Raw genomic sequence first — 21,450 nt, 5'->3', positions numbered from 1 at the left:
ACGAAAAAGCTCTGACTTCTGTCCGGATTATCCAGTTCAGAATCTTTAACCATTATATCATTATCCTATCATTTTAGAAAGAGAGATCCCATGACAAAAAAAAAGCGGGAAATCATTCTGGTCCTGATCCTTCTTGCGGCTGCCTCCGCCGGATTTCTGATTAATCAGGCCATGCACAGGCAGCCGGCCGCCCGGGTCGAAATCACCGTAGACGGCCACCTTGTCCAGACACTGGACTTAAATCAGGATGCTGATCTCATCATAGACGGCGCAAACGGCGGCACCAACCATCTGATCATCCAGAATGGTGCTGCATGGGTCAGTGAAGCTTCCTGTCCCGACAAGGTGTGCGTGCATCAGGGCAAAGTCTCCATGAACGGAGAACTGATCGTCTGTTTGCCAAATCGTATGATTGCCAAGATCGTAGCTCCGGAATCATAAAAAATCAAAAACAGGCAAGGACCGGAAAATCCGCCGCAGCGGACTTCCGGTCCTTTCTATTGTCGTATATTTTCTATTACAGATATGCCTTCAGAACATCCACCTTGTCCAGTTTCTCCCACGGAAGATCCAGATCCGTACGACCGAAGTGGCCATATGCTGCGGTCTGCTTGTAGATCGGACGGCGCAGATCAAGCATCTTGATGATACCGGCCGGTCTTAAATCAAAGTTTGCGCGGATGATCTCAACCAGCTTCTCATTTGAGAGCTTACCGGTTCCAAAGGTGTCTGCCATGATGGAAGTCGGATGGGCCACGCCGATTGCGTAGGAAAGCTGGATCTCACACTTATCAGCCAGTCCTGCCGCAACAATGTTCTTTGCAACATAACGTGCTGCATACGCTGCGGAACGGTCTACCTTGGTGCAGTCCTTACCGGAAAATGCGCCGCCGCCGTGACGTGCGTAGCCGCCATAGGTGTCTACGATGATCTTACGTCCGGTCAGGCCGCTGTCTCCGTGCGGTCCGCCGATCACGAAACGTCCGGTCGGATTGATGAAAAACTTGGTCTCAGCGTCTACCATCTCTGCCGGAAGGATCTCATCAAATACATATTTCTTAATGTCTGCATGAATCTGTTCCTGGGTTACTTCCTCATCATGCTGGGTAGAAAGAACTACTGCATCCAGACGCTTTGCCTTGCCGTTCTCATCGTACTCTACGGTAACCTGGGTCTTTCCATCCGGGCGAAGGTAACGGAGAGTTCCATCCTTGCGGACCTTGGTCAGCTGACGTGACAGCTTGTGTGCCAGGGCAATCGGATACGGCATGTACTCCTCGGTCTCATTGGTTGCGAAACCGAACATCATACCCTGGTCACCTGCACCGATGGCATCCAGTGCGTCATCGTCCATGGTGTTCTCTTTTTTCTCCAGTGCGGTATCCACACCCAGTGCAATATCCTTGGACTGCTCATCCAGCGCTACGATCACGCCGCAGGTATCGCAGTCAAATCCATATTTCGCGCGGTCATAACCAATTTCACGTACGGTCTCGCGCACGATCTTCTGAATGTCAACATACGCGTTGGTGGTAATCTCACCCATGACCATAACCAGGCCGGTGGTGGTGCAGGTCTCACATGCAACACGGCTCATCGGGTCTTTTTCCATCAGCGCATCCAGAATTGCATCAGAAATTGCATCGCACATTTTATCCGGATGTCCCTCGGTAACAGACTCGGAAGTAAACAGTAACTTTTCCATGAAAATCCTCCTTAGAATAATAATAAATAAACAAAAGAAAAGTCCGTAGCAACGCTGCGGACTTGATTTCTGATTCGATCAAATCCTCTTATTGCTCGATTTCTCGCTCAGGTTGGCACCTTCCGCACGCTCCTGCCAGTAGCATTTCGTATGGGGTTGCCGTGACTTCACAGATCCTTTGTATCTCCATCACTCTGAATAAGGGATTACGCACTTTTCAATTTATCAGCGGACGCGCCAGAGGCGCTTCCCCGATCTGAATGGTAACAAAAACACGCAGCTATAGATCACAGCTGCGTGTCATATCTTAACAGATTCCCTGTCCACTGTCAAGGACTTTCCTGCTTTTTGATCTTTTTTATCTGGTCTTGCCCTTTACCCATATACCAGAGGCATTGACATAGTAGCCATCCGGAGTCCAGGTATTGGTCAGCATGTTGCCGTTGGTCAGGTCGCAGTAGTAGTAATTTCCGTCTCCTGCCTGGATCCAGCCTGTACGCATATAGCCCACACTGTCAAAGCAGTACCACTGGCCGTTGATCTGCAGCCAGCCGTTTGTCGGGTAAGTGCCGTCAGCAAAGCGATACCACCAGCCTACGCTGTCCTTGACCCAGGCTGCCTGCTGGGTGCTTCCGCCCGGAGTATTGGCCGTACTGCCGGAAGAGGTATTGCCGGTTGTATAGTTGCCGGCCTTGATGTTTGCAAGCATCTCCTCATCCACATAGATGTAATCAGATTCGTACCAGTCTCCTTTTTTGCTGTTGCTGTTTACTGCGCGAACCTTGAAGTAATACTCACCCTCTCTGGTAATACTGGAAGCAAAGTTGTAATACTCGCTGCTGGTAGTGACTGCACTGCCTACCGAGCTGCTGCCGCGGTATAAACGCACCTGATAGCTGACTGCTCCTGAGGTAGTTTCCCAGGTTGCAATCGGAGAATTGTCATTTTCCCAGGATACATTATCAATCTCCATGGTTCCTTCCAGATCATCCAGCTTCACAGTGATGATCAGGGTAGAGCTGGAATCTTCTCTTCTGGAAGAAACATAGGTTGCCTTATCTCCCTTTAAAGAAACCTTGGATTTCGCCATGGAAGCAAAATAATAATCGCTGTCTGCTTCCAGAGTAATCTCAACTCTCGGAACATCTCCGTCGACCCACTCGCCATCGTCATTTACAATGTCAACATCGGTTACATCATAATTGCTGCCGTTTGCGGTAGCAGTAACACTTCCGCCGCTGTCTCCTACTGCGATGTCAGAATCAATGGTAATGCTGACACTGGTAATTTTGGTCCTGCTCTCTGCTGCCAGGGCAGTTCCTGCAGCAAGTGCTGTAAGCAGCGCTGCGCCGATCAGACCGGCTAAACTTTTTTTCCATAACTTCATACTGATATCATCCTCCTTTTGCATCCTTCGGATTTACTGATCCATATATCACGATTTCTTATCTGATTACTTACAGGTTACCAGAAAAACGTGTACAGTTTGTGTCCGGAACCTAACAATTTCCCTACAGAATTTAACGATTTGCTTACAATTCTTACCAAATTGCTCCAGATCGATCCGTATAGAGCAAAACAGGCTGTCCGTTCATCCTATCCTGATAAAACAGACAGCCTGCAGCAATTATCCAATCTTTAAGCGGAACTTCTGTGCTTCTTTCTCAGAATCCACCATCTCGATGGCTGCACCAAGTCCCTGAAGCTTCTCCTCAAATTTTTCATATCCGCGCTGGATGTAGCCAATCTCATCCACCACGGTATATCCTTCTGCCGAGAGACCTGCGAGTACCAGTGCCGCTCCGGCGCGAAGATCCGGAGACTCCACGCGTGCCCCGGTAAAGCCCCTTACGCCATCAATGACAGCTACATTGCCCTCTACCTTGATGTTTCCGCCCATACGTGCCAGTTCATCCACATATTTGAAGCGGTTCTCAAAAATGCTCTCAGTGATCATGCTGGTTCCCTCTGCCAAAGCCAGCGTCACAGCCATCTGAGGCTGCATATCGGTCGGGAAGCCCGGATATGGCAGTGTCTTGATATTGGTTGAGCACTGCTTCGGCCGTCCGACCACGCGTACCTCGTCATCTCCCTCGATCACCTCACAGCCGATCTCGATCAGCTTTGCGGAAATTGCTTCAAGATGCTTCGGAATCACGTTTTTTACGGTAATATCACCCCGGGTCACAGCTGCCGCACACATAAACGTGCCGGCCTCGATCTGATCCGGAATGATAGAATAATCGGTCCCGTGCAGAGTTCTGACACCGCGGATACGGATGACATCCGTACCGGCTCCCTTGATATTGGCTCCCATGCTGTTTAAGAAGTTCGCCACGTCTACGACATGAGGCTCTTTTGCCGCATTTTCAAGGATGGTCATGCCCTCTGCCATGGCTGCTGCCATCATGATGTTGATGGTCGCGCCCACAGAAACCATATCCAGATAAATATGGGCACCTACCAAATCAATCGCATGTGCATGAACAGCTCCACGTTCAATCTCGATTCTGGCTCCCAATGCCCGAAAGCCCTTCAAATGCTGGTCGATCGGTCTGCTGCCGATATCACAGCCTCCCGGAAGCGGTACCTGGGCACTCTTGTACTTGCCGAGAAGCGCACCGATAAAATAATAGGAAGCACGGATGCGGCGGATGTATTCGTCATCTACCGATACCTCATGGATGGTAGATCCGTTGATCTTTACGGTATGACGATCGATACGGTCAACCTGCGCTCCAATCTCCTGGATTGCCTCCAGAAGCACATTGATATCACGTACATCCGGAAGATTTTCGATGACAACCTCCTCATCTGTCATAATGGAAGCTGCCAGAATACCAAGCGCGGCATTCTTTGCTCCGCTGATCACAACATCTCCTACCAGCGGATTGCCGCCTTTCATAATATACTGATTCATTACACACCTCTATAGGAAAAGTAAAACTTTACATTTTTATTAAATCTTAATGATTATACCACAGATTCCCGTTTTGTAAAGGAAAAACGCATTACCGGAGGTTCACCGCGCAGATGAAATCATTTCCCCTCACGCGGAAGTACTCGGTACTGTCATTCAATCCTGCTTTGTAAAGTTCCCCGCTCTGCGGATCAAACACGGTTACATTGTACTGGTCAAAACCGCAGAGGATCAGATACTGTCCTTCCCCCATATAACCGGCCACCGGAATTCCCTGATCGATAAAATACAGCATCTGTGCCAGGCTGCTTCCGCGGGCATTCAGGACCACCAGGTTTTCATTCTCATAAACCTGACTCTCCGTGAAGGTATCCAGATGACGTGCCAGCGGAGCAAAGGCAGACTGCGGGTCACGGATATTCCGGATATTACCGCGCTTGACACGGTTCCACAGTATATTGCGGTCCTTATCTGTGACAACCCCCATCTGATCATATGCCAGCTGCAGTGCCTCGGAAAAATCGGATGTCACCTTTAACAGATGGCCGCTTCCGTATGCGTAAAACTCCATATCGGAAAGCTGGGCATTGGACTTTAACTCAAGACGGTCAGACTGCTCGAAGCTTACCCGTTTCGGAGCCTGGAAACGGATACTGCGCCCACCCTTCAGCTCCTGCGCCAGTTCCACAAAGTAAACACGTTCTTTTTCCGGTGATGCATACCATCCAATTCCTTCCAGTTTTCCATGTCCAAGGTCCACATTGCAGACGATGGTATCCTCCGGACTGTCTGCATAGGTGTGCGGTCCGGTTTTCGTGACACGTTTTAAATGAATACGGCTTTCATCTACCGTAACCTCAGAAATGTAGGTTCCGGATTTACCGTAGCTGGTTTCCTCCTCCATCTGGTCATTGATGATGCGGACACTGTACATAGGAAGGTTCTCAGTCCGGCCATTCACCAGCCAGATGTCATCCTCCCTGGATGTGCCATACACCAGATCCCGTCCTACAAAGCCAAGAGTACGGACATATTCTCCATCTGAAGCGCGAACCTCACGGTTTTCACCTGTCTCTAAATCCATCAGATGCAAAATACGGGACTCATAGAGCGTTCCCTCCTGCCATGCGATCCGCTTCTTATCCGTACTGACAGCAAAGGTTCCATCCGTGAGTGAATCTGCAACGACCATATTCTCCCGGCTGTTCATGTCGATCCCGTAAATGGCATGATCCACATACAGATACAGCATGCCGCCGGCGGTCTGAGTAGCCAGACAGTCAAGATCTGCCGCCAGCTGCTCATAGGATCCGGAATACGGAATAAAATATCGTTCTTCCAGTGCATTACCGGCTGCCGTATAATGGTATCCGGCAATCCCATTCTCACCCTCATGATTTCCACGGTTCATATAACCATATACCAGAAAATCTACATCGCCGTCATCTTCCACGGAAAGGATCCTGACATCATGATGGTCGTAGTTGCTCCGCACATCTGTGCTGTCATCATCGCGGAAGGAAAAAATCCTCACGGCACGACGGTCTTCCGGCTCAAAGCTCCAGAGATCCCGGTTCACCCGGTACGCCAGGGTCTTTCCGCCGGCGCTCTTTACCAGCTCTACGCGGTCATCCTGCGTGATGCCAAGAAGGATACGCTTTCCGGAATACTCACTGCGATCACCTGCAAAAATCTGATTTACTGTCCGGTCATACTGCATCATGTAAATGCGAAGCTCATTCCATTTCAGGGTAAAATCTTCCTCGACCTCATACGTTTCCTCTGCGCCATCTCCCTGCCGCTTTGCCTGATAGGAAAGCTGTACGCCGCACATCACGCCATCCAGTTCTTTTAAGCGGATCTCCACATTGCCTTCCGGCTGCATATTCAGCTTTCCCCAGGTCAGCTGGGAAAAGCTGGAATGAATGGAGGTATGTCCAAAGGTACTGTTATCCTCCGACGGACTGGTCTCAAGATATGTGGTCAGGCTTTTGGCCTGCTCATAATCAAAGGTCTTGATGGAAAAATCTGCTGCCAGATCAACCATATCCCTGGCATGCTGCGCAGAATCTGTCCAGAGGATCCTGGTGTAGTAATACACAGAGCCATAATTTTCTGTATCAAGCTGAATTATCAGCTGGTATTCCCGTTCCTTTGTGAGAAGATTCTGAATCGGCAGAGTAGCTGCAATTCCCTGCTGGGTCTGCTGCCAGTCCGACACCTCTGTGCGCTCCACCAGGCGTGCGCGGTCCATGCTGCGGACCTCGTAGCTGATCCCGGTAACTCCACCGCCGGTAATATCCACCGTCAGTGCACGATCCTCAGGAAGGATCGTCAGATTCTCTCCGGCAGCCGTTGTGTTCATCTCCTGACGGTATCCATACAGCCGGTTCATATCACGGCCAAGCATCTGCACGGTGATGCTGGGAAGCGATGCCGCTTCCATATCCATATATACGGCCTGGTCCTGGCCGCTGTTCCATCGGTTATTCGCCAAAAAAAAGACGCAGAGCGCCGCAGCAAATACACCGGTTAAAATTCCGATTCGTTTTACAATATGATTCATATTCTGATAATTCCTTACTTTTTTCATGGCCATGCACAATGGCCGGAACACTCTCTGACATTCCATCAAATATTGTACCCTGTTTTCCACTTCCCCACAAGGAAATGTTTTCTTAAATTTCGCTTGCTATCACGCAGGGTATCCCTTATAATGAAACTACCATTTCCATAATTTCATGATAAATTTCTGTTTTTCCAAACATTCTTTATCATCTGTTTTATTTCCATTTTTGTTACATATTATCTATATTTATATTTCTGCAGTTTTTTTGTGTACCCGTTCGGGAAACCTGCAGAAACAGTCAACGGAGGTATTCTATGGTATACGAAACTTTTCTTGAAACAGTGACCAGTCAGCTTCAGGAGGCTCTGGGTGATTCCTATCAGTTCATGCTCCGGCCTCTCCCTAAAAATAACGGTGTTACCCTGGACGGTCTGACGATCCAGAGTCCTGACTGTTCCGTTGCCCCCACGATCTATCTGAATCCCTATTATGAACAGTATCAGCGCGGCACGGATATTCACGAGATTGTCCACGACATTTTACGTCTCTACCGCGCTACTCCTACTCCATCGTTTCTCCAGACAGATGCTCTGGACCATTTCTCCAAGCTCCGCTCCCGGATCATGTTCCGGCTCATTCACACCGCATCCAATCAGGTGCTCTTAAAGGATCTGCCTCATCTTCCCTATCTTGACCTTTCCATCGTATTTTTTATTTCCCTGGAACGCAATGAGGCCGGTCAGATGACCGCCCTCATTCATCAGGAACATATGAAACGCTGGAATATTTCCGTAAACGATTTATGGGAAGCTGCAAGCCACAACACACCGTTGGAATACCCCGCCGAGATCCAGAGCATGTCAGATCTGCTGCGGGAGATCGCGCGCAAAAACATGGGAGAACATTATGATCCGGAGCTGATCAATAAACTCCTCGAATCTGAAGATGCTGCTCCACTGTATGTGCTCAGCAACAGCAACGGTCTGTACGGCGCCAGCTGTCTCGTCTACCAGAACGTACTGAAGGACTTCGCAGACCACCTTCAGGCAGACTTAATCCTGCTGCCATCCAGTGTCCACGAAGTCCTTCTGACTCCGAATCTTCCGGACACTTCTTATGAAGCGCTCAGTTCCATGGTCACTTCCATCAACCGGCAGGAGGTATCCCCGGAGGAACAGCTTTCCAACCAGGTCTATCTTTTTTCCCGCAAGGACGGAAGCCTGAAAATTGTATCCAACGCACCGGAGCTGGTGGGAACCGCTGTCCTCTCTTAAAGGATATGGCTTCCGATCTGAAAGATCAGAACGGCAAATCCCCAGGCCAGCGCAAGCTGGAACAGAACCATCTGCATCGTGAATCTTAATGACCCGGTTTCACGCCGGATCGTTCCCACTGCAGCCACACACGGGGAATACAGCAGGCAGAACACCAGCAGCGCATAGGCATTTGCCATTCCAAATCCGGCAATTCCCAGTACCCTGGAAAGCTCAGCCATTCCCATCGCAGAGTTGATGTTGCTGATGCCATAGAGCACGGAAAAGCTGGACACCACCACCTCTTTCGCAGACAGGCCGGAAATCAAAGCTACTGCGATCTGCCATGTACCAAGACCTGCAGGCCTCAGGATCGGAACCAGGAGTCGTCCCAGGGCCGCCGCAAAGCTCCTGGTCACATCCGTTTCATAACCATGAATGCCAAAGTTTAAGACAAACCAGAGCACAATGGATGCCACAAAAATGGTGGTTCCGGCTTTGGTCAGATAATCTTTCACCTTGTCCCATACATAGATGGTCACGGTTCTTGCATTCGGTGTCTTGTATTCCGGAAGCTCGATCAGCAGCGTGTCCTCGTCCTTATTCTTTTCTCGTTTATGCAGGATAAACGCAATGGTAATCGCTACAAAAAGTCCGATCACATACAAGGAATAAGCCGCCATCATAGCATGCTCTTTAAAAAACATCTCCGAAAAAAGTACATAAATCGGAAGTCTTGCCGAGCAGGACATGAACGGTGTAATGAGAATGGTGCGGCGGCGGTCCCGCTCGGTTGCCAGCGCACGGGATGCCATGACGGCCGGAACCGTACAGCCAAAGCCCAGAAGCATCGGCAGAAAAGCCTTTCCGGAGAGCCCCACACGGCCCATGATCTCATTCATAACATAGGCAACTCTGGCCATGTATCCGCTGTCTTCCAGGAACGCCAGAGCCAGAAACAGGATAAAGATGTTCGGCAGGAAGGTTAAAATGCCGCCTACACCTGCTACGATTCCGTCTACTACCAGGGAAATCAGCCAGTCAGATGCCTGCACATGCTGCATAGCCGCAAGCACCGCTCCGGAAAGCCATTCCAGGCCGGTTTCAAAGTATCCCTTCAGAAAATCTCCCACCGTGAACGTCAGGAAAAAGACCAGCGCCATAATTCCGAGAAAGATCGGTACACCAAACACCGGATGGGTAAGCCAGGAATCGATGCGGTCTGTGGATGCTGATTTTTCCTCGCGTCCCATCATGCATTCGTCCATGACTTCCTCTATATAATTATACTTCTCATTGATGATATCTTTTTCGTAGTTTTTTTCCGCAATATGACTGATATCCACCGGATGGTCTTTCATCACTTCCGGGTCCTGCTCCAGAAGCTTAACCGCATGCCAGCGCATATTTTCCATTTCGCCGTATTTTGCCCTCAGGATCACCTCGATCTGGCTGATCTTTTCTTCCAGTGCATCATCATAACGCACCACAACGCCCTGCGGTCCCTCCTCGTAATGATGGACCACCGCGTGCATCAGCACATCCAGTCCGGTACGCTTTCTTGCGGAAACCGGGACCACCGGAATACCTCCCAGCATTTCCGGCAGACGGTGCAGGTCAATCTCCATTCCCCGCTCTTCTACAATATCCATCATATTCAGTGCCAGGATGACCGGTTTTTTCAGCTCCAGCAGCTGCAGGGTCAGATACAGATTTCGTTCCAGGGAAGATGCATCAACTACGTTAATGATCACATCCACCTCACCGTCCTCAATGCAGCGCCTTGTCACGATTTCCTCGATGGTATAGGAAGTCAGGCTGTAGATGCCCGGAAGGTCAATCACCTTGATGGAACGGCCTTTATAGCTGGTATGCCCCTCCACACGTTCCACCGTAACCCCGGGCCAGTTTGCGACTTTTAAATTGGCTCCGGTAAATGCATTGAACAGGGTTGTTTTTCCGCAGTTCGGGTTACCGACAAAGCCAACCCGTATTTCACGAAGATTCTGTCCGGTCTGCTTCTTTTCCGTCTTCAGTCCGGCCGGTCTTTGCTTCTGCTCCGTCTGTATTCTGTCCTCAGCCATGGTTCTCCACCTCCATCTCTGAAATTTCAATGCCGTCACTGATGCGTTTGCCCACAGCCAGTCTGGTTCCGCGTACCTTAAAGATCACAGAACCGCTTCCTTTTTTATTTAAAAGAGTTACCGGAGTCATGCTGTTGACTCCAAGAGCCTCCAGACGTCTGGTAATAGTCTCGTTTACGGCCACGCCTTCCACACGATAGGTGTGACCTATGATGCCCTCATTTAATTTCATAAATATTCTCCTTCTGCTTAGCAGTTCGTAGCTTATGTAAAAAAAATATACCCTTATTGATAATTTTTGTCAATAAGGGTACATTTTTATCGGAATATTTTTCAAAAACTGCAGACATTGCCTGTAAACGGTAAACTCAGGCTTCCAGATCCAGCAATGCCTTCTTCACCTCCAGCATCCGGTCACGCAGCACGGCTGCCTCCTCGAAATTTAACTCCGCAGCTGCCTGATGCATCTTCTTCTGGATTTCCTTTACCAGCTTGTTCAGTTCCTTTGCGCTCATGGATTCCAGATCTTTTTCATCTGCGGAAGGTGCTTTCTCTGCCGCCCTGGAAATTGCGATCAGGTCACGCACGGCCTTTTTAATGGTAGTCGGCGTGATGCCATGTTCCTCATTGTAGGCCTGCTGGAGCTGGCGGCGTCGGCTAGTCTCATCAATGGCCGCCCGCATGGAATCGGTGACGGTGTCTGCATACATGATCACATGACCCTCAGCATTTCGTGCTGCACGGCCAATCGTCTGGATCAGGGAAGTTTCCGAACGAAGGAAACCTTCCTTATCTGCATCCAGAATGGCTACCAGCGTGATCTCCGGAATATCCAGACCTTCTCGCAGAAGGTTGATACCCACCAGAACATCAAATACATCCAGCCGCATGTCGCGAATAATTTCCGCCCGCTCCAGCGTATCAATATCAGAATGCAGGTACTTAACCCGGATGCCAAGCTCCTTCATATAGTCTGTCAGATCCTCAGCCATCCGCTTGGTCAGGGTAGTGATCAGCACTTTATGATGAGCTGCTGTTTCTTTATTGACCTCGCTCACCAGATCATCAATCTGACCCTCTACCGGCCGAACAAAAATCTCCGGATCCAGAAGTCCTGTCGGGCGGATGATCTGTTCTGTCCGCATAAGCTCATGCTCTGCCTCATAAGGGCCAGGCGTTGCGGATACAAACATCATCTGATCGATCTTACTCTCAAATTCCGTAAAGTTTAACGGCCGGTTATCCAGCGCAGAAGGAAGCCGGAAGCCGTAATCCACCAGCGTGGTCTTGCGGGAGCGGTCACCCGCATACATGCCGCGTACCTGCGGCAGCGTGATATGGGACTCATCCACGATGATCAGAAAATCATCCGGGAAATAGTCGATCAGCGTCCACGGCGGCTCTCCGGGCTTTCCGAAGTTTAAGTGGCGGGAATAGTTCTCAATGCCGGAACAAAAGCCAGTCTCCCGCATCATCTCCACATCAAAGTTGGTACGCTCGGAAATACGCTGCGCCTCCAGCAGCTTATCTTCACTCTTAAAAAAAGTCACCCGCTCCTTTAGCTCTTCCAGAATATTTTCTGTGGCAAGCTGCATCTTCTCCTTCGGCACGACATAATGAGAAGCCGGAAAAATAGCAATGTGATTCAACTGCAGCTTTGCCTCGCCGGTCAGCGTGTCAATCTCCATTATGCGGTCAATCTCGTCTCCGAAAAACTCCACCCGGTAGGCCACACTGTCAGAATAGGCCGGAAAGATCTCCAGGACATCTCCCCGCACCCGGAAGGTACCGCGGTGAAAGTCCATGTCATTGCGGGCATACTGAATATCGATCAGCTTGTGAATCACCTCATCCCGGTCTTTCTCCATGCCCGGACGAAGAGAAATGACCATCTCCTGATAGTCGATCGGAGAGCCCAGACCATAAATGCAGGAAACCGAAGCCACTATGATCACATCCTTCCGCTCGGAAAGAGCTGCCGTAGCGGAGTGGCGAAGCTTATCAATCTCGTCATTGATGGCGGAATCTTTCTCAATATAGGTGTCCGTGGAGGGCACATAGGCCTCCGGCTGGTAATAATCATAATAGCTGACAAAATATTCTACGGCATTTTCCGGAAAAAATTCCTTCATCTCCCCATAAAGCTGTGCCGCCAGCGTTTTGTTGTGGGCAATGATCAGAGTAGGCTTGTTCAATGCCTGAATGACATTGGCCATGGTAAAAGTCTTACCGGAACCGGTAACTCCAAGCAGCGTCTCAAACTGATTGCCCTCCCGGAAGCCCTCCACAAGTTCGGCAATGGCCTGGGGCTGGTCACCGGTTGGGGCGTATTCAGATACTAGTTTAAAATGGTCCATAATGATTCCTCCGAAATCATAGCTACAGGTAATAAATAGGACATTGACCGAAACGGCCTTCCTCAACCTACTATAGCACATGGGCAATAAAAAGTATAGCATTTGCGAACGCATGTTCTTCCTAATATTGTATATCTATTTTCAAAACACCATCTGTACCTCTTCATTTCTGTGACATTGTCTGGAAATACAAAACAATTTCCATTTTCCTTAATAATTTGATAAGATTTTTCATATTTTTTTATTTTTTAAACACAATTTGGTCACATTTTCCCTTTATAGTATGTGTTTGTTCGAGAGGAATCCCGGACAGAGGAGGAAAAAATTATGATGAAGAAAGTATTTAACAAATCCATGATCGCTGTTGTAGCTGCTGCTATGGTAGCTATGGGAATCACCGCTTGCGGCGGTACCAAAGAGGAGACCACTGCTGCAGAGACTACTGTAGCTGAGACCACTGCTGAAGAGACTACCGTTAAAGAGTCCACCGAGGCCGAGGAATCTTCCGAGGAGGCAAAAGACGAGTCTGTTGAGTCCGATGAAGCATCTGAGGCTGAGGAGTCTTCCGAGGAGGCTGAAGAGTCTTCTGACGAGGCTGAGTCCACTGAGGAAGCAGCTGAGGAGACTACTGCTGCAAACTAATCTGCAGACAGCATCATCTTTCACATAAGAAAATACCGAATGAACACAAAAACCGGCAGACCAGTTTTCGCGACTGACCTGCCGATTTTGTGTTTTATGCAGACATGACATTTTATCTGCTATATGCTGTTACTTCTTACCCCCACACTTCCTCTGCAATCTCTTTTACCAGTTTCAATTTTGCCCACTGCTCTTCCACGGTCAGCTTGTTGCCGATCTCGCAGGAAGCGAATCCGCACTGCGGGCTTAAGTACAGACGGTCTAACGGTACATACTTTGCCGCCTCATGGATGCGCGCGATCACAGCGTTCTTATCCTCCAGCTTCGGGGATTTTGTTGTGATCAGGCCCAGAACAACCTTTTTATCTTCGGAAGCATGCTTCAGGCACTCAAATCCGCCGGAACGCGCATCGTCAAACTCCAGATACAGGGCATTGACGTTTTCCTTTCCAAATACCAGCTCCGCAATCTTGTCATAAGCACCAGTGCAGGCCCAGGTAGAATGGAAGTTTCCGCGGCAGATGTGGGTGTTGATGACCAGATTCTCCGGCTGTCCCTCGATCACCAGATTGTTGATTTCCAGGAATTCCTTCTGCAGTTTTTCCAGTCCTGCATCATCGGTTCCAAAGAACATTCTTGCCTTCGGGTCCACAAAGCAGCCCCAGGTACAGTCATCCAGCTGGATGTTTCTGCAGCCTGCCGCATAGAGATCCGCGATGACTTTTCTATATCCGGCTACCAGATCTGCAATAAGTTCCTCATCATTCGGATAAATCTTTCTGGTATCCTCAATGTTCATCGGCATTACCAGCTGCTCGAAAAACTGGGCCGGTGCCGGGATGGTCTGCTTTGCTACGGTATTCTCATCCTCCAGTGCCTTCACAAATTTGTAATGCTCCACAAATGGATGATGTCCCACAGAAATCTTTCCGGTCAGAAAGGTATCATCAATCTTGGCTGCCTCATCGTGAAACGGCAGTCCTTCTTCAGTGGCGCTGTGACCCACACCGTTGAATCCCCACATGAAATCCAGGTGCCAGGTAGCGCGGCGGAACTCACCGTCGGTGATCACATGGTAACCAGCTTTCTTCTGCTTCTCCACCAGGTCGGTGATGGCTGCGTCTTCTGCCTTCTTTAATTCTTCTGCGGTGATGGTTCCTGTCTCATACTCAGCGCGTGCCTTCTTTAACTGCTCCGGTCTTAAAAAGCTTCCTACATAATCATAACGAAACGGGGTATTTTTGCTCATGTTGTTGTCTCCTTATCTGATGTTGTGCGCAGCCATTCCATGCTTCTCTGGCCGCCCCTGTCATATCTGCTATTCATGGCTCTTATGATACCCGCATTTTCATTCCCTGTAAAATATCGAAAAAAAGCGGTTTGCCATAGTTTTAGTCTATCGCGAACCGCTTCAGTGCTTCTATATAATGAGCAGCAAATTTCCCCGGCACCACCTGTTTATGCGTGATATATCCGATTTCCATATAATCATCTGCCTCCAGCGGCACCGCTACAATGTCCCTGCCATTCAGGGTTTCATTGATCACACCACTGCAGATGGTATAGCCATTCAGGCCGATCAGCAAGTTAAACAATGTTGCCCGGTCACAGACCCGGATGTCTTTCCGGCTCTCCAGCGTACTTAAAATCTCCTCGGAAAAATAGAACGCATTGTGATCTCCCTGCTCGTAGGAAAGCCTCGGATATGGCTCCAGATCCTGCAGGGTGATTTTTTCCCGCTTGGCCAGCGGATTTCCCGATCCGACAAACACATGAGGCTTTGCCCGAAACAGCCGTTCAAATTTCAGATTATGTTCCTTGAAGGTTTTTCGCAGAACATTCTCGTTGAACTGGTTTAAATAGAGCACCCCAATCTCACTTTTCAGCTTTGCCACATCCTCAATGATTTCATAGGTCTGGGTCTCCCGGATCCGGAAATCGTAAGTCTCACCTCCGTAAGTCTTCAGCAGCTCCACAAAGGCCTCCACCGCAAAGGAATAATGCTGGGTAGAGACACAAAACTGATGACGCACCGGGGCCACACCGGAATAACGTTCCTCCATAAGGCTTGTCTGGGTGATGACCTGTCTGGCATAACCGAGAAATTCCTCCCCCTCGGAAGTCAGCAGAATTCCCTTGTTGGTCCTCTGGAAGATGGTAATGCCAAACTCATGCTCCAGTTCCCGAATGGCCGCCGTCAGACTGGGCTGAGAAATATACAGCTTCTCCGCCGCCCTGCTGATGGTCCCGGCCTCTGCAGTCTCTACAATGTATTTTAATTGTGTCAGTGTCATATGTGCTTTCTCTTTCGTACGCTGTATGGTTTCATTACTTCGTCATCTTATCATGTCTGCGGATCAAAATCCATATGGATGGCCACCGCCCCGATCGGACAGATCTCATAACAGATCCCGCAGCCATCGCAAAAACGTAAATCGATCCGATAATGTCCCTGACGCGGCACCAGCGCATGAAGCGGGCATTTCTGAGCGCATCGCCCGCAGCGGGTACAGCTGTCCAGGATATAATATACTGCTTTTTCCTTGTGGGATTCCATTTCGTTTGTCATTTCTCCGCTCCTTCCTGCAATTTCTTTTCCGTATCCATCCATTCCTGCGCGGTATATTCTTCCACCGCTGTCGCTGTCACCCGTTTTATATGTTTTTCCTTCAGCCGCAGATACACAACTTCCCTGAAAACAGTATAACAAACGGATGCAAGCGGAATAAAGATGAGCATCCCCGCAATTCCCATAAGATTTCCGCCGATGGTAACTGCAGCAAGGACCCAGATGGACGGAAGTCCGACGGAACCTCCGACCACATGCGGATAGATCAGATTCCCTTCAATCTGCTGAAGCAGCAGAAATACAAGGATAAACAGCATTGCCTGTTTCGGACTTACCATAAAAATCAGGAAACAGCCCAATGCGCATCCGATAAACGCGCCAAAGATTGGGATCAATGCAGTAAAGGCGATCAGGGTTCCGATCAGCAGTGCATAGGGCATTTTCAAAATGCTTAACGTGACGGCAAACATGCTTCCGAGGATCACAGCCTCTAAGCACTGTCCTGTAAGGAAATTGGCAAATGTCCGATAAATCAGGGAACAGATTTTAAGGAGTGCATTTGCTTTCTGTTTGGAAAGAAACGCAAAACATACCTTTCTTATCTGTATGTGCAATTGTTCTTTCTGAAAAAGAATATAGCAGGCAAAGGAAAACGCAATGAAAAAGGTGGCAAGTCCGCTGACGATCGAGCTCACTGCTGACATGGTCGTACTCATCATATTTCCCGCTCCGCTGCCAAGAATGCTGATCCCCCACTGAATGGCCTGATCTGGCTGAAACTGGATCTGATTTACATAATTCATAATATCCTGGTTATTATGTGAAAAATCCCGAATCCAGCTTTGCATCTGCGGAATAAAATCAGCAATGCTCATCATCAGAGTTCCCATAGTACGAGTGAGCTGCGGGATCACGCCAAACATCACCAGTACCATGACACCGACAGCCAGTATCATAGTCAGAAGAAGGCTTACCGGTCTGGCAAGCTTTTTACTTTTTTTCTTTCCGGCTTTGATCTTCCCAAAGATCATCTTTTCCAGAAAGCTCATCGGCACGTTGATGACAAAAGCAATTGCGCCTCCCAGTGCAAAGGGGAATATGATTCCCCATATTGTTTTCAGCACATCGATCACAACTTCAAATTTCCACAACGCAGCTGCCAGCAGTGCTGTGAAAATGATCAGTTCCCGAATTTTTTTCATAGATAGCTTACTGAAATCCATTATCTTTCTCCACTTTTTCCTAATTTCGTACGAATCCACTTCAGCAATTGAATGATCGGAAGACTGGCAAAGGCATACAGATATACGCAGCCGAGCTGTCCCGGATTGAGAGTCTCCACCTGAAATATACGATGAAGGCCGGGAACGGTCAATACTGCGGTGATCAGTACTGCGCCGAGCATAAAGGCTCCCTGCAGCCATGGATTGTTAAAGAACCGTTTTGTAAAGATAACCGGATGATCCGACTTACAGTTAAATCCATGGAACAGGCGTGCTAGGCAAAGTGTTCCGAAAGCATACGTACTGCCAAGCAGTGCGCCATCCTGGTGATATCCTGTCAAAAATGCGATCATTGTCATCGCACCGATCACAAAGCCCTCCAGACCGATTTTGCCGAGGAAATCTTTTGTCAGTATTGATTCGTCCGCAGATCTTGGTTTCTCATTCATCACATCACTGTCAGAAGGCTCCACGCCAAGTGCGATGGCCGGAAGGCTATCCGTCAGAAGATTAATAAACAACAGGTGTACCGGTGCGAACGGAACCGGAAGTCCTGCGACTGATGCATACAGAACCGCTAAAATTGCTCCAAAATTTCCCGACAAAAGGAACTGGATCGCATACTGAATGTTTCGATATAAATTTCGTCCATTTTCTACTGCTTTTACAATGGTGGCAAAATTGTCATCGGTAAGCACCATGGCGGCAGCATCCTTTGCCACCTCGGTCCCGGTGATTCCCATTGCAACACCGATGTCCGCCTGCTTCAACGCCGGAGCATCATTCACACCGTCTCCGGTCATTGCAACGATCATTCCTTTTTCCTGCCATGCACGGACGATACGGATTTTATGCTCCGGGGAAACCCTTGCATACACAGATATATCCGGGACAAAATCCTTCAGCTCCTCATCACTCATTTTCTCGATATCCGCACCCTCGCAGGCTTCCGATAAATCATGCAGGATTCCAATTCTTTTTGCTATGGCCGCTGCCGTAATTTTATGATCTCCTGTGATCATGACCGGCCGGATTCCTGCTTTGATGCATTCTGCGACGGCGGCCTTTGATTCTTCTCTCGGCGGATCCATCATGGCAATGAGGCCAAGAAATACGAGATGAGCCTCATCCTTTGCTGTTAATACATGCTCCTTTGGAATTTCGCGATAGGTAAATGCCAGTACACGCAGGCCTTCCATTGAAAAATCACGGTTCTGCTGCTGTATGGTTTCTTTATCTGCTTCTGTGATTTCGCGGATTCCGTCTTTTGTCCAAATCCGTTCCGTCAGCTCCAGCAGACGGTCGACTGCTCCTTTTACGATCATCCGGTTTTCACCGTTTATCCTGTGAAGTGTTGACATCATCTTGCGGTCACTGTCAAACGGAAGCTCTCCTTCCCTCGGATAGCGGTTCCGTACGCTTGCGGCCTCGATTCCGCACCGGCTTCCCAAATTGATCAATGCGGTTTCTGTCGGATCCCCGATCTCCACTCCGTTTTCATTCGTCGAATCATTACATAAAATACTGCACTCCAGAAGATAATTCTGTGCCGGATCTGCTATGTCAATCTCTGCTGCCGGGATTCGTTTTCCTTCTACATAGTAATCCTCAACCGTCATTTTATTCTGTGTCAGTGTTCCTGTTTTATCCGAGCAGATAACGGAAACACTTCCAAGACCTTCCACTGCCTGCAGTTTTCGGATGATCGCATGCTCCTTTGCCATCTTCTGTGTTCCGAAAGAAAGGACAATGGTTACGATCGAGCTTAACGCTTCCGGAATTGCCGCAACCGCCAGTGCTACGGCAAACATGAATGCACTGCTGATCTTTTCACCGCGAAATACGTTGATCGCAAATAACATCCCGCAGAATACCAGGATCAAAACGGATAATTTCTTTCCAAACTCTTCCAGGCTCACCTGTAACGGAGTCTGCTTTTCGGAAGTTGACTTCAAAAGTCCTGCAATCTTTCCAACCTCCGTCTGCATTCCTATGTCCGTTACTACCGCCTTTCCGCGTCCATATGTCACAAAGCTGCCGGAAAAGAGCATATTGGTCCGATCTCCCAGCGGAGCCTCTGCCAAAATAGCCTCTAAGCTCTTTTCGACCGCAAGGCTCTCTCCGGTAAGAGCACTCTCATCAACCTTAAGACTTGCATTTTCAATCAGCCTTGCGTCCGCCGGGATCATGTCGCCTGCTTCCACCAGGATCACGTCTCCAACCACCAGCTCTCTTGCCGGAAGCTGGATCGTGGAACCATCACGCAGTACCTTGGCCTGCGGTCCTGCAAGCTTCTTTAAGCTCTGCAGAGACTGCTCCGCTTTTATGGTCTGCACAGTGCCCAGGATCGCATTGATCGTGATCACGATCAAGATCACGGCCGCGCTTTCCTCATCGCCAAGCATACCGGATATAATGGCCGATGCAATTAAGATCAGTACCAGAAAATCCTTATACTGTTCCAGGAAAATCTGCGGGATACTTTTCTTTTTCCCCTCTGCAAGTTCATTCCAGCCACACCTTTCCCGGGATTTTCCGGCCTGCTCACTGGTGAGGCCTGTCTCTCTGCTTTCCACACGGTCCAGAACCTCTTTCACCGTTTGCTGATAAAATTCTTTCATCACTTCTGCCTCCTCTGTCTAAGCATTTATCAACTGTATTTCTTATGCAATGAAGGTTTTTCAATAAAAAAGAGACCTTTATTGCACAATAATAATGCAATAAAAGTCTCACCGTTTCTTTGTGACACCGGATGCTTCCATCGTACTGACGACATCACAAACGCAGATTACCAGCGTAGGTTACTCCCCTTTATTAAATTCATCATATACCAAAAACCGTGCGGATGTCAAGATGCTTTTTCATAGGTTCCATCCGCCAGCAGCTTCTGATATGCATTGTAGGCATCTTCCAGACTGTCATATTTTTTGCCGGATGTATAAGGGGAAAAGTCTGCAATATGATCCGCAATTGCAACGTACGTCTTTCCGTCCTTCTTTCTTGCAGCTGTTGTCGTTTCAGAAATATAAAAACCACCATCTACTTTGCTGACTATGACCGGAATTTTTTTTCCTGCACCAACCTGATTGGTATCCATAGATGTCCAGAACAAATACCGACTGGATGCATTTTTCGGACTTCCCATATAGGCCCATGTTCCGGTTCCCAGCAGACTGCTGCTGCCTTCCTTCCGGATTTCCTCATTAACTCTTGTCAGCATATCAGACTTTGGACACTTAGAATCTATTTCAAAATAAGTCTTATTCTGGTTTTTCAGCTCATCCAGTATACCGGTTCTGTCGAGTGCTCCATGCAGATCATCGTTATACGGAAAAGGAAGCGGTGTATCATTTCCGCCTGCTCCGCTCCATATTACCTTCATTCCGAAATCCGGAATATATGACAGCGTACATTTTCCATTCTCAACAGGGATCCCGATCCAGTGCTCCGTATTACCCTCATCCCTGGAATGCGTGATCCCAGCAACCGTAACGGGATCATAGGCATTCCAGTTATCCCGTTTCTGTTTCAATTTTACTGTCCTGGAGTAATTTGCTGTATCCTCAGTCATCACAGCCGTCATCACTTCCGAGTAAGCGGAGCGCACATTGGCAAGATCAACCGTCTCACGGCTTTTCTCCAGATGTCCTGCAAAAACAGGCATGGATATCGCCACAAGAACTCCGATGACCGCAACGACGATCAAAAGCTCCGCAAGCGTAAAGCCGTTGTTCCCAGTCTTTTGTTTTTTCATGATTTTACGCTCTCCTTATGCCATTCTTTCGTACCGTTTTATTGTACTGCATTCTTTTTCGTTTGGCAATGATTGAGAGCTTTCCTGATTGTTCAGATTACGGAACATATTTTTCCATACATCTCAGGACGTCTGTCCCGGAACAGTCCCCAGGAAAGACGGTCTTCCATCAGCCGGTCCAGATCAAAGTCTGCTGTGATAAAGCCCTCTTCCTCGCTTCCCATGGCTTCCTGTATTTCCCCGCAGCCGTCCCTGAAATTGGTATAAAAAAACAGGTGACGGCATATTCCATCACCTGCTGTAGCTGTTTTTGTCTTTAAATGTCTCTGTCCCTTTGACAGGCAGAAAAACGGTGACCTTAATCCCCAGTTTTC

The 21,450-nt window shown here is 48.7% G+C and carries 17 protein-coding genes and 1 riboswitch; of the genes, 3 read left to right on the top strand and 14 right to left on the bottom strand.

What is annotated here, in order from left to right; translation table 11 throughout:
• Nucleotides 1-90: 90 nt before the first annotated feature.
• Nucleotides 91-441: a NusG domain II-containing protein gene (locus DW819_RS13700; RefSeq protein ID WP_118733706.1), complete on the top strand. Its 351-nt coding sequence runs from the start codon at nucleotides 91-93 to the stop codon at nucleotides 439-441.
• A 76-nt stretch (nucleotides 442-517) separates the two neighbouring features.
• On the opposite strand, the gene metK is transcribed toward DW819_RS13700, so the two are convergent.
• From metK to DW819_RS13680, 4 genes are all read right to left on the bottom strand, one after another.
• Nucleotides 518-1,705 (bottom strand): methionine adenosyltransferase, encoded by a 1,188-nt coding sequence (gene metK / locus DW819_RS13695; protein WP_118733705.1) that lies wholly within the window; start codon nucleotides 1,703-1,705, stop codon nucleotides 518-520.
• An 85-nt stretch (nucleotides 1,706-1,790) separates the two neighbouring features.
• Nucleotides 1,791-1,910, bottom strand: a riboswitch (SAM riboswitch).
• Nucleotides 1,911-2,063: 153 nt separating this feature from the next.
• The gene (locus tag DW819_RS13690) at nucleotides 2,064-3,092 is read right to left on the bottom strand and encodes a hypothetical protein (protein ID WP_118733704.1); all 1,029 of its coding nucleotides are present in this window, start codon (nucleotides 3,090-3,092) and stop codon (nucleotides 2,064-2,066) included.
• A 240-nt stretch (nucleotides 3,093-3,332) separates the two neighbouring features.
• Nucleotides 3,333-4,625 (bottom strand): UDP-N-acetylglucosamine 1-carboxyvinyltransferase, encoded by a 1,293-nt coding sequence (locus DW819_RS13685; protein ID WP_118733703.1) that lies wholly within the window; start codon nucleotides 4,623-4,625, stop codon nucleotides 3,333-3,335.
• A gap of 91 nt (nucleotides 4,626-4,716) precedes the next feature.
• Nucleotides 4,717-7,191: a hypothetical protein gene (locus DW819_RS13680; RefSeq protein ID WP_118733702.1), complete on the bottom strand. Its 2,475-nt coding sequence runs from the start codon at nucleotides 7,189-7,191 to the stop codon at nucleotides 4,717-4,719.
• A gap of 317 nt (nucleotides 7,192-7,508) precedes the next feature.
• Here DW819_RS13680 and DW819_RS13675 point away from each other — a divergent pair, with 317 nt between their 5' ends.
• Nucleotides 7,509-8,468 (top strand): DUF5688 family protein, encoded by a 960-nt coding sequence (locus DW819_RS13675; RefSeq protein ID WP_118733701.1) that lies wholly within the window; start codon nucleotides 7,509-7,511, stop codon nucleotides 8,466-8,468.
• Here DW819_RS13675 and feoB read toward each other — a convergent pair.
• The 3 genes from feoB to uvrB form a co-directional block, all read right to left on the bottom strand.
• Nucleotides 8,465-10,531: a ferrous iron transport protein B gene (gene feoB, locus DW819_RS13670; RefSeq protein ID WP_118733700.1), complete on the bottom strand. Its 2,067-nt coding sequence runs from the start codon at nucleotides 10,529-10,531 to the stop codon at nucleotides 8,465-8,467. The two genes, DW819_RS13675 and feoB, sit on opposite strands and share 4 nt — an antisense overlap.
• Entirely contained in the window at nucleotides 10,524-10,763 is a 240-nt protein-coding gene (locus tag DW819_RS13665; RefSeq protein ID WP_118733699.1) for a FeoA domain-containing protein, read from the bottom strand. The genes feoB and DW819_RS13665 overlap by 8 nt, the downstream gene beginning before the upstream one ends.
• A 136-nt stretch (nucleotides 10,764-10,899) precedes the next feature.
• Nucleotides 10,900-12,888, bottom strand: coding sequence for an excinuclease ABC subunit UvrB (gene uvrB, locus DW819_RS13660; protein WP_118733698.1), 1,989 nt, complete (start codon nucleotides 12,886-12,888; stop codon nucleotides 10,900-10,902).
• Between the two features lie 327 nt (nucleotides 12,889-13,215).
• Here uvrB and DW819_RS13655 point away from each other — a divergent pair, with 327 nt between their 5' ends.
• On the top strand, nucleotides 13,216-13,530 hold the full coding sequence (locus DW819_RS13655; protein WP_243025873.1) for a hypothetical protein: 315 nt from the start codon (nucleotides 13,216-13,218) through the stop codon (nucleotides 13,528-13,530).
• A gap of 136 nt (nucleotides 13,531-13,666) precedes the next feature.
• Here the strand turns inward: DW819_RS13655 and DW819_RS13650 are convergent, their stop codons facing one another.
• The 7 genes from DW819_RS13650 to DW819_RS16085 form a co-directional block, all read right to left on the bottom strand.
• A complete protein-coding gene (locus DW819_RS13650; protein ID WP_118733697.1) occupies nucleotides 13,667-14,779 on the bottom strand; it encodes a 5-methyltetrahydropteroyltriglutamate--homocysteine S-methyltransferase in 1,113 nt (370 codons plus the stop codon).
• Between the two features lie 142 nt (nucleotides 14,780-14,921).
• Nucleotides 14,922-15,824 carry a LysR family transcriptional regulator gene (locus DW819_RS13645; RefSeq protein WP_118733696.1) on the bottom strand — a complete coding sequence of 301 codons (903 nt, stop codon included), beginning with the start codon at nucleotides 15,822-15,824 and terminating at the stop codon, nucleotides 14,922-14,924.
• A gap of 50 nt (nucleotides 15,825-15,874) precedes the next feature.
• Complete coding sequence (locus tag DW819_RS13640; RefSeq protein ID WP_182432653.1) at nucleotides 15,875-16,099, bottom strand: 4Fe-4S binding protein; 225 nt, start codon at nucleotides 16,097-16,099, stop codon at nucleotides 15,875-15,877.
• Complete coding sequence (locus tag DW819_RS13635; RefSeq protein ID WP_243025872.1) at nucleotides 16,096-17,322, bottom strand: AI-2E family transporter; 1,227 nt, start codon at nucleotides 17,320-17,322, stop codon at nucleotides 16,096-16,098. Before DW819_RS13635 ends, DW819_RS13640 begins: the two co-directional genes overlap by 4 nt.
• A complete protein-coding gene (locus DW819_RS13630; RefSeq protein ID WP_118733694.1) occupies nucleotides 17,322-19,943 on the bottom strand; it encodes a cation-translocating P-type ATPase in 2,622 nt (873 codons plus the stop codon). Before DW819_RS13630 ends, DW819_RS13635 begins: the two co-directional genes overlap by 1 nt.
• 227 nt (nucleotides 19,944-20,170) lie before the next feature.
• Complete coding sequence (locus tag DW819_RS13625; protein ID WP_118733693.1) at nucleotides 20,171-21,076, bottom strand: type II secretion system protein; 906 nt, start codon at nucleotides 21,074-21,076, stop codon at nucleotides 20,171-20,173.
• Between the two features lie 92 nt (nucleotides 21,077-21,168).
• Nucleotides 21,169-21,300, bottom strand: a complete 132-nt coding sequence (locus DW819_RS16085) for a hypothetical protein (protein ID WP_279220961.1) — start codon at nucleotides 21,298-21,300, stop codon at nucleotides 21,169-21,171.
• Between the last annotated feature and the right edge of the window lie 150 nt (nucleotides 21,301-21,450).

It is taken from the genome of Clostridium sp. AM33-3 (genome assembly GCF_003480315.1).
GTDB lineage: Bacteria > Bacillota > Clostridia > Lachnospirales > Lachnospiraceae > Brotaphodocola.
Note: the sequence above shows the minus strand (reverse complement) of the source record. Positions and strands in the feature narration are given on the sequence as shown.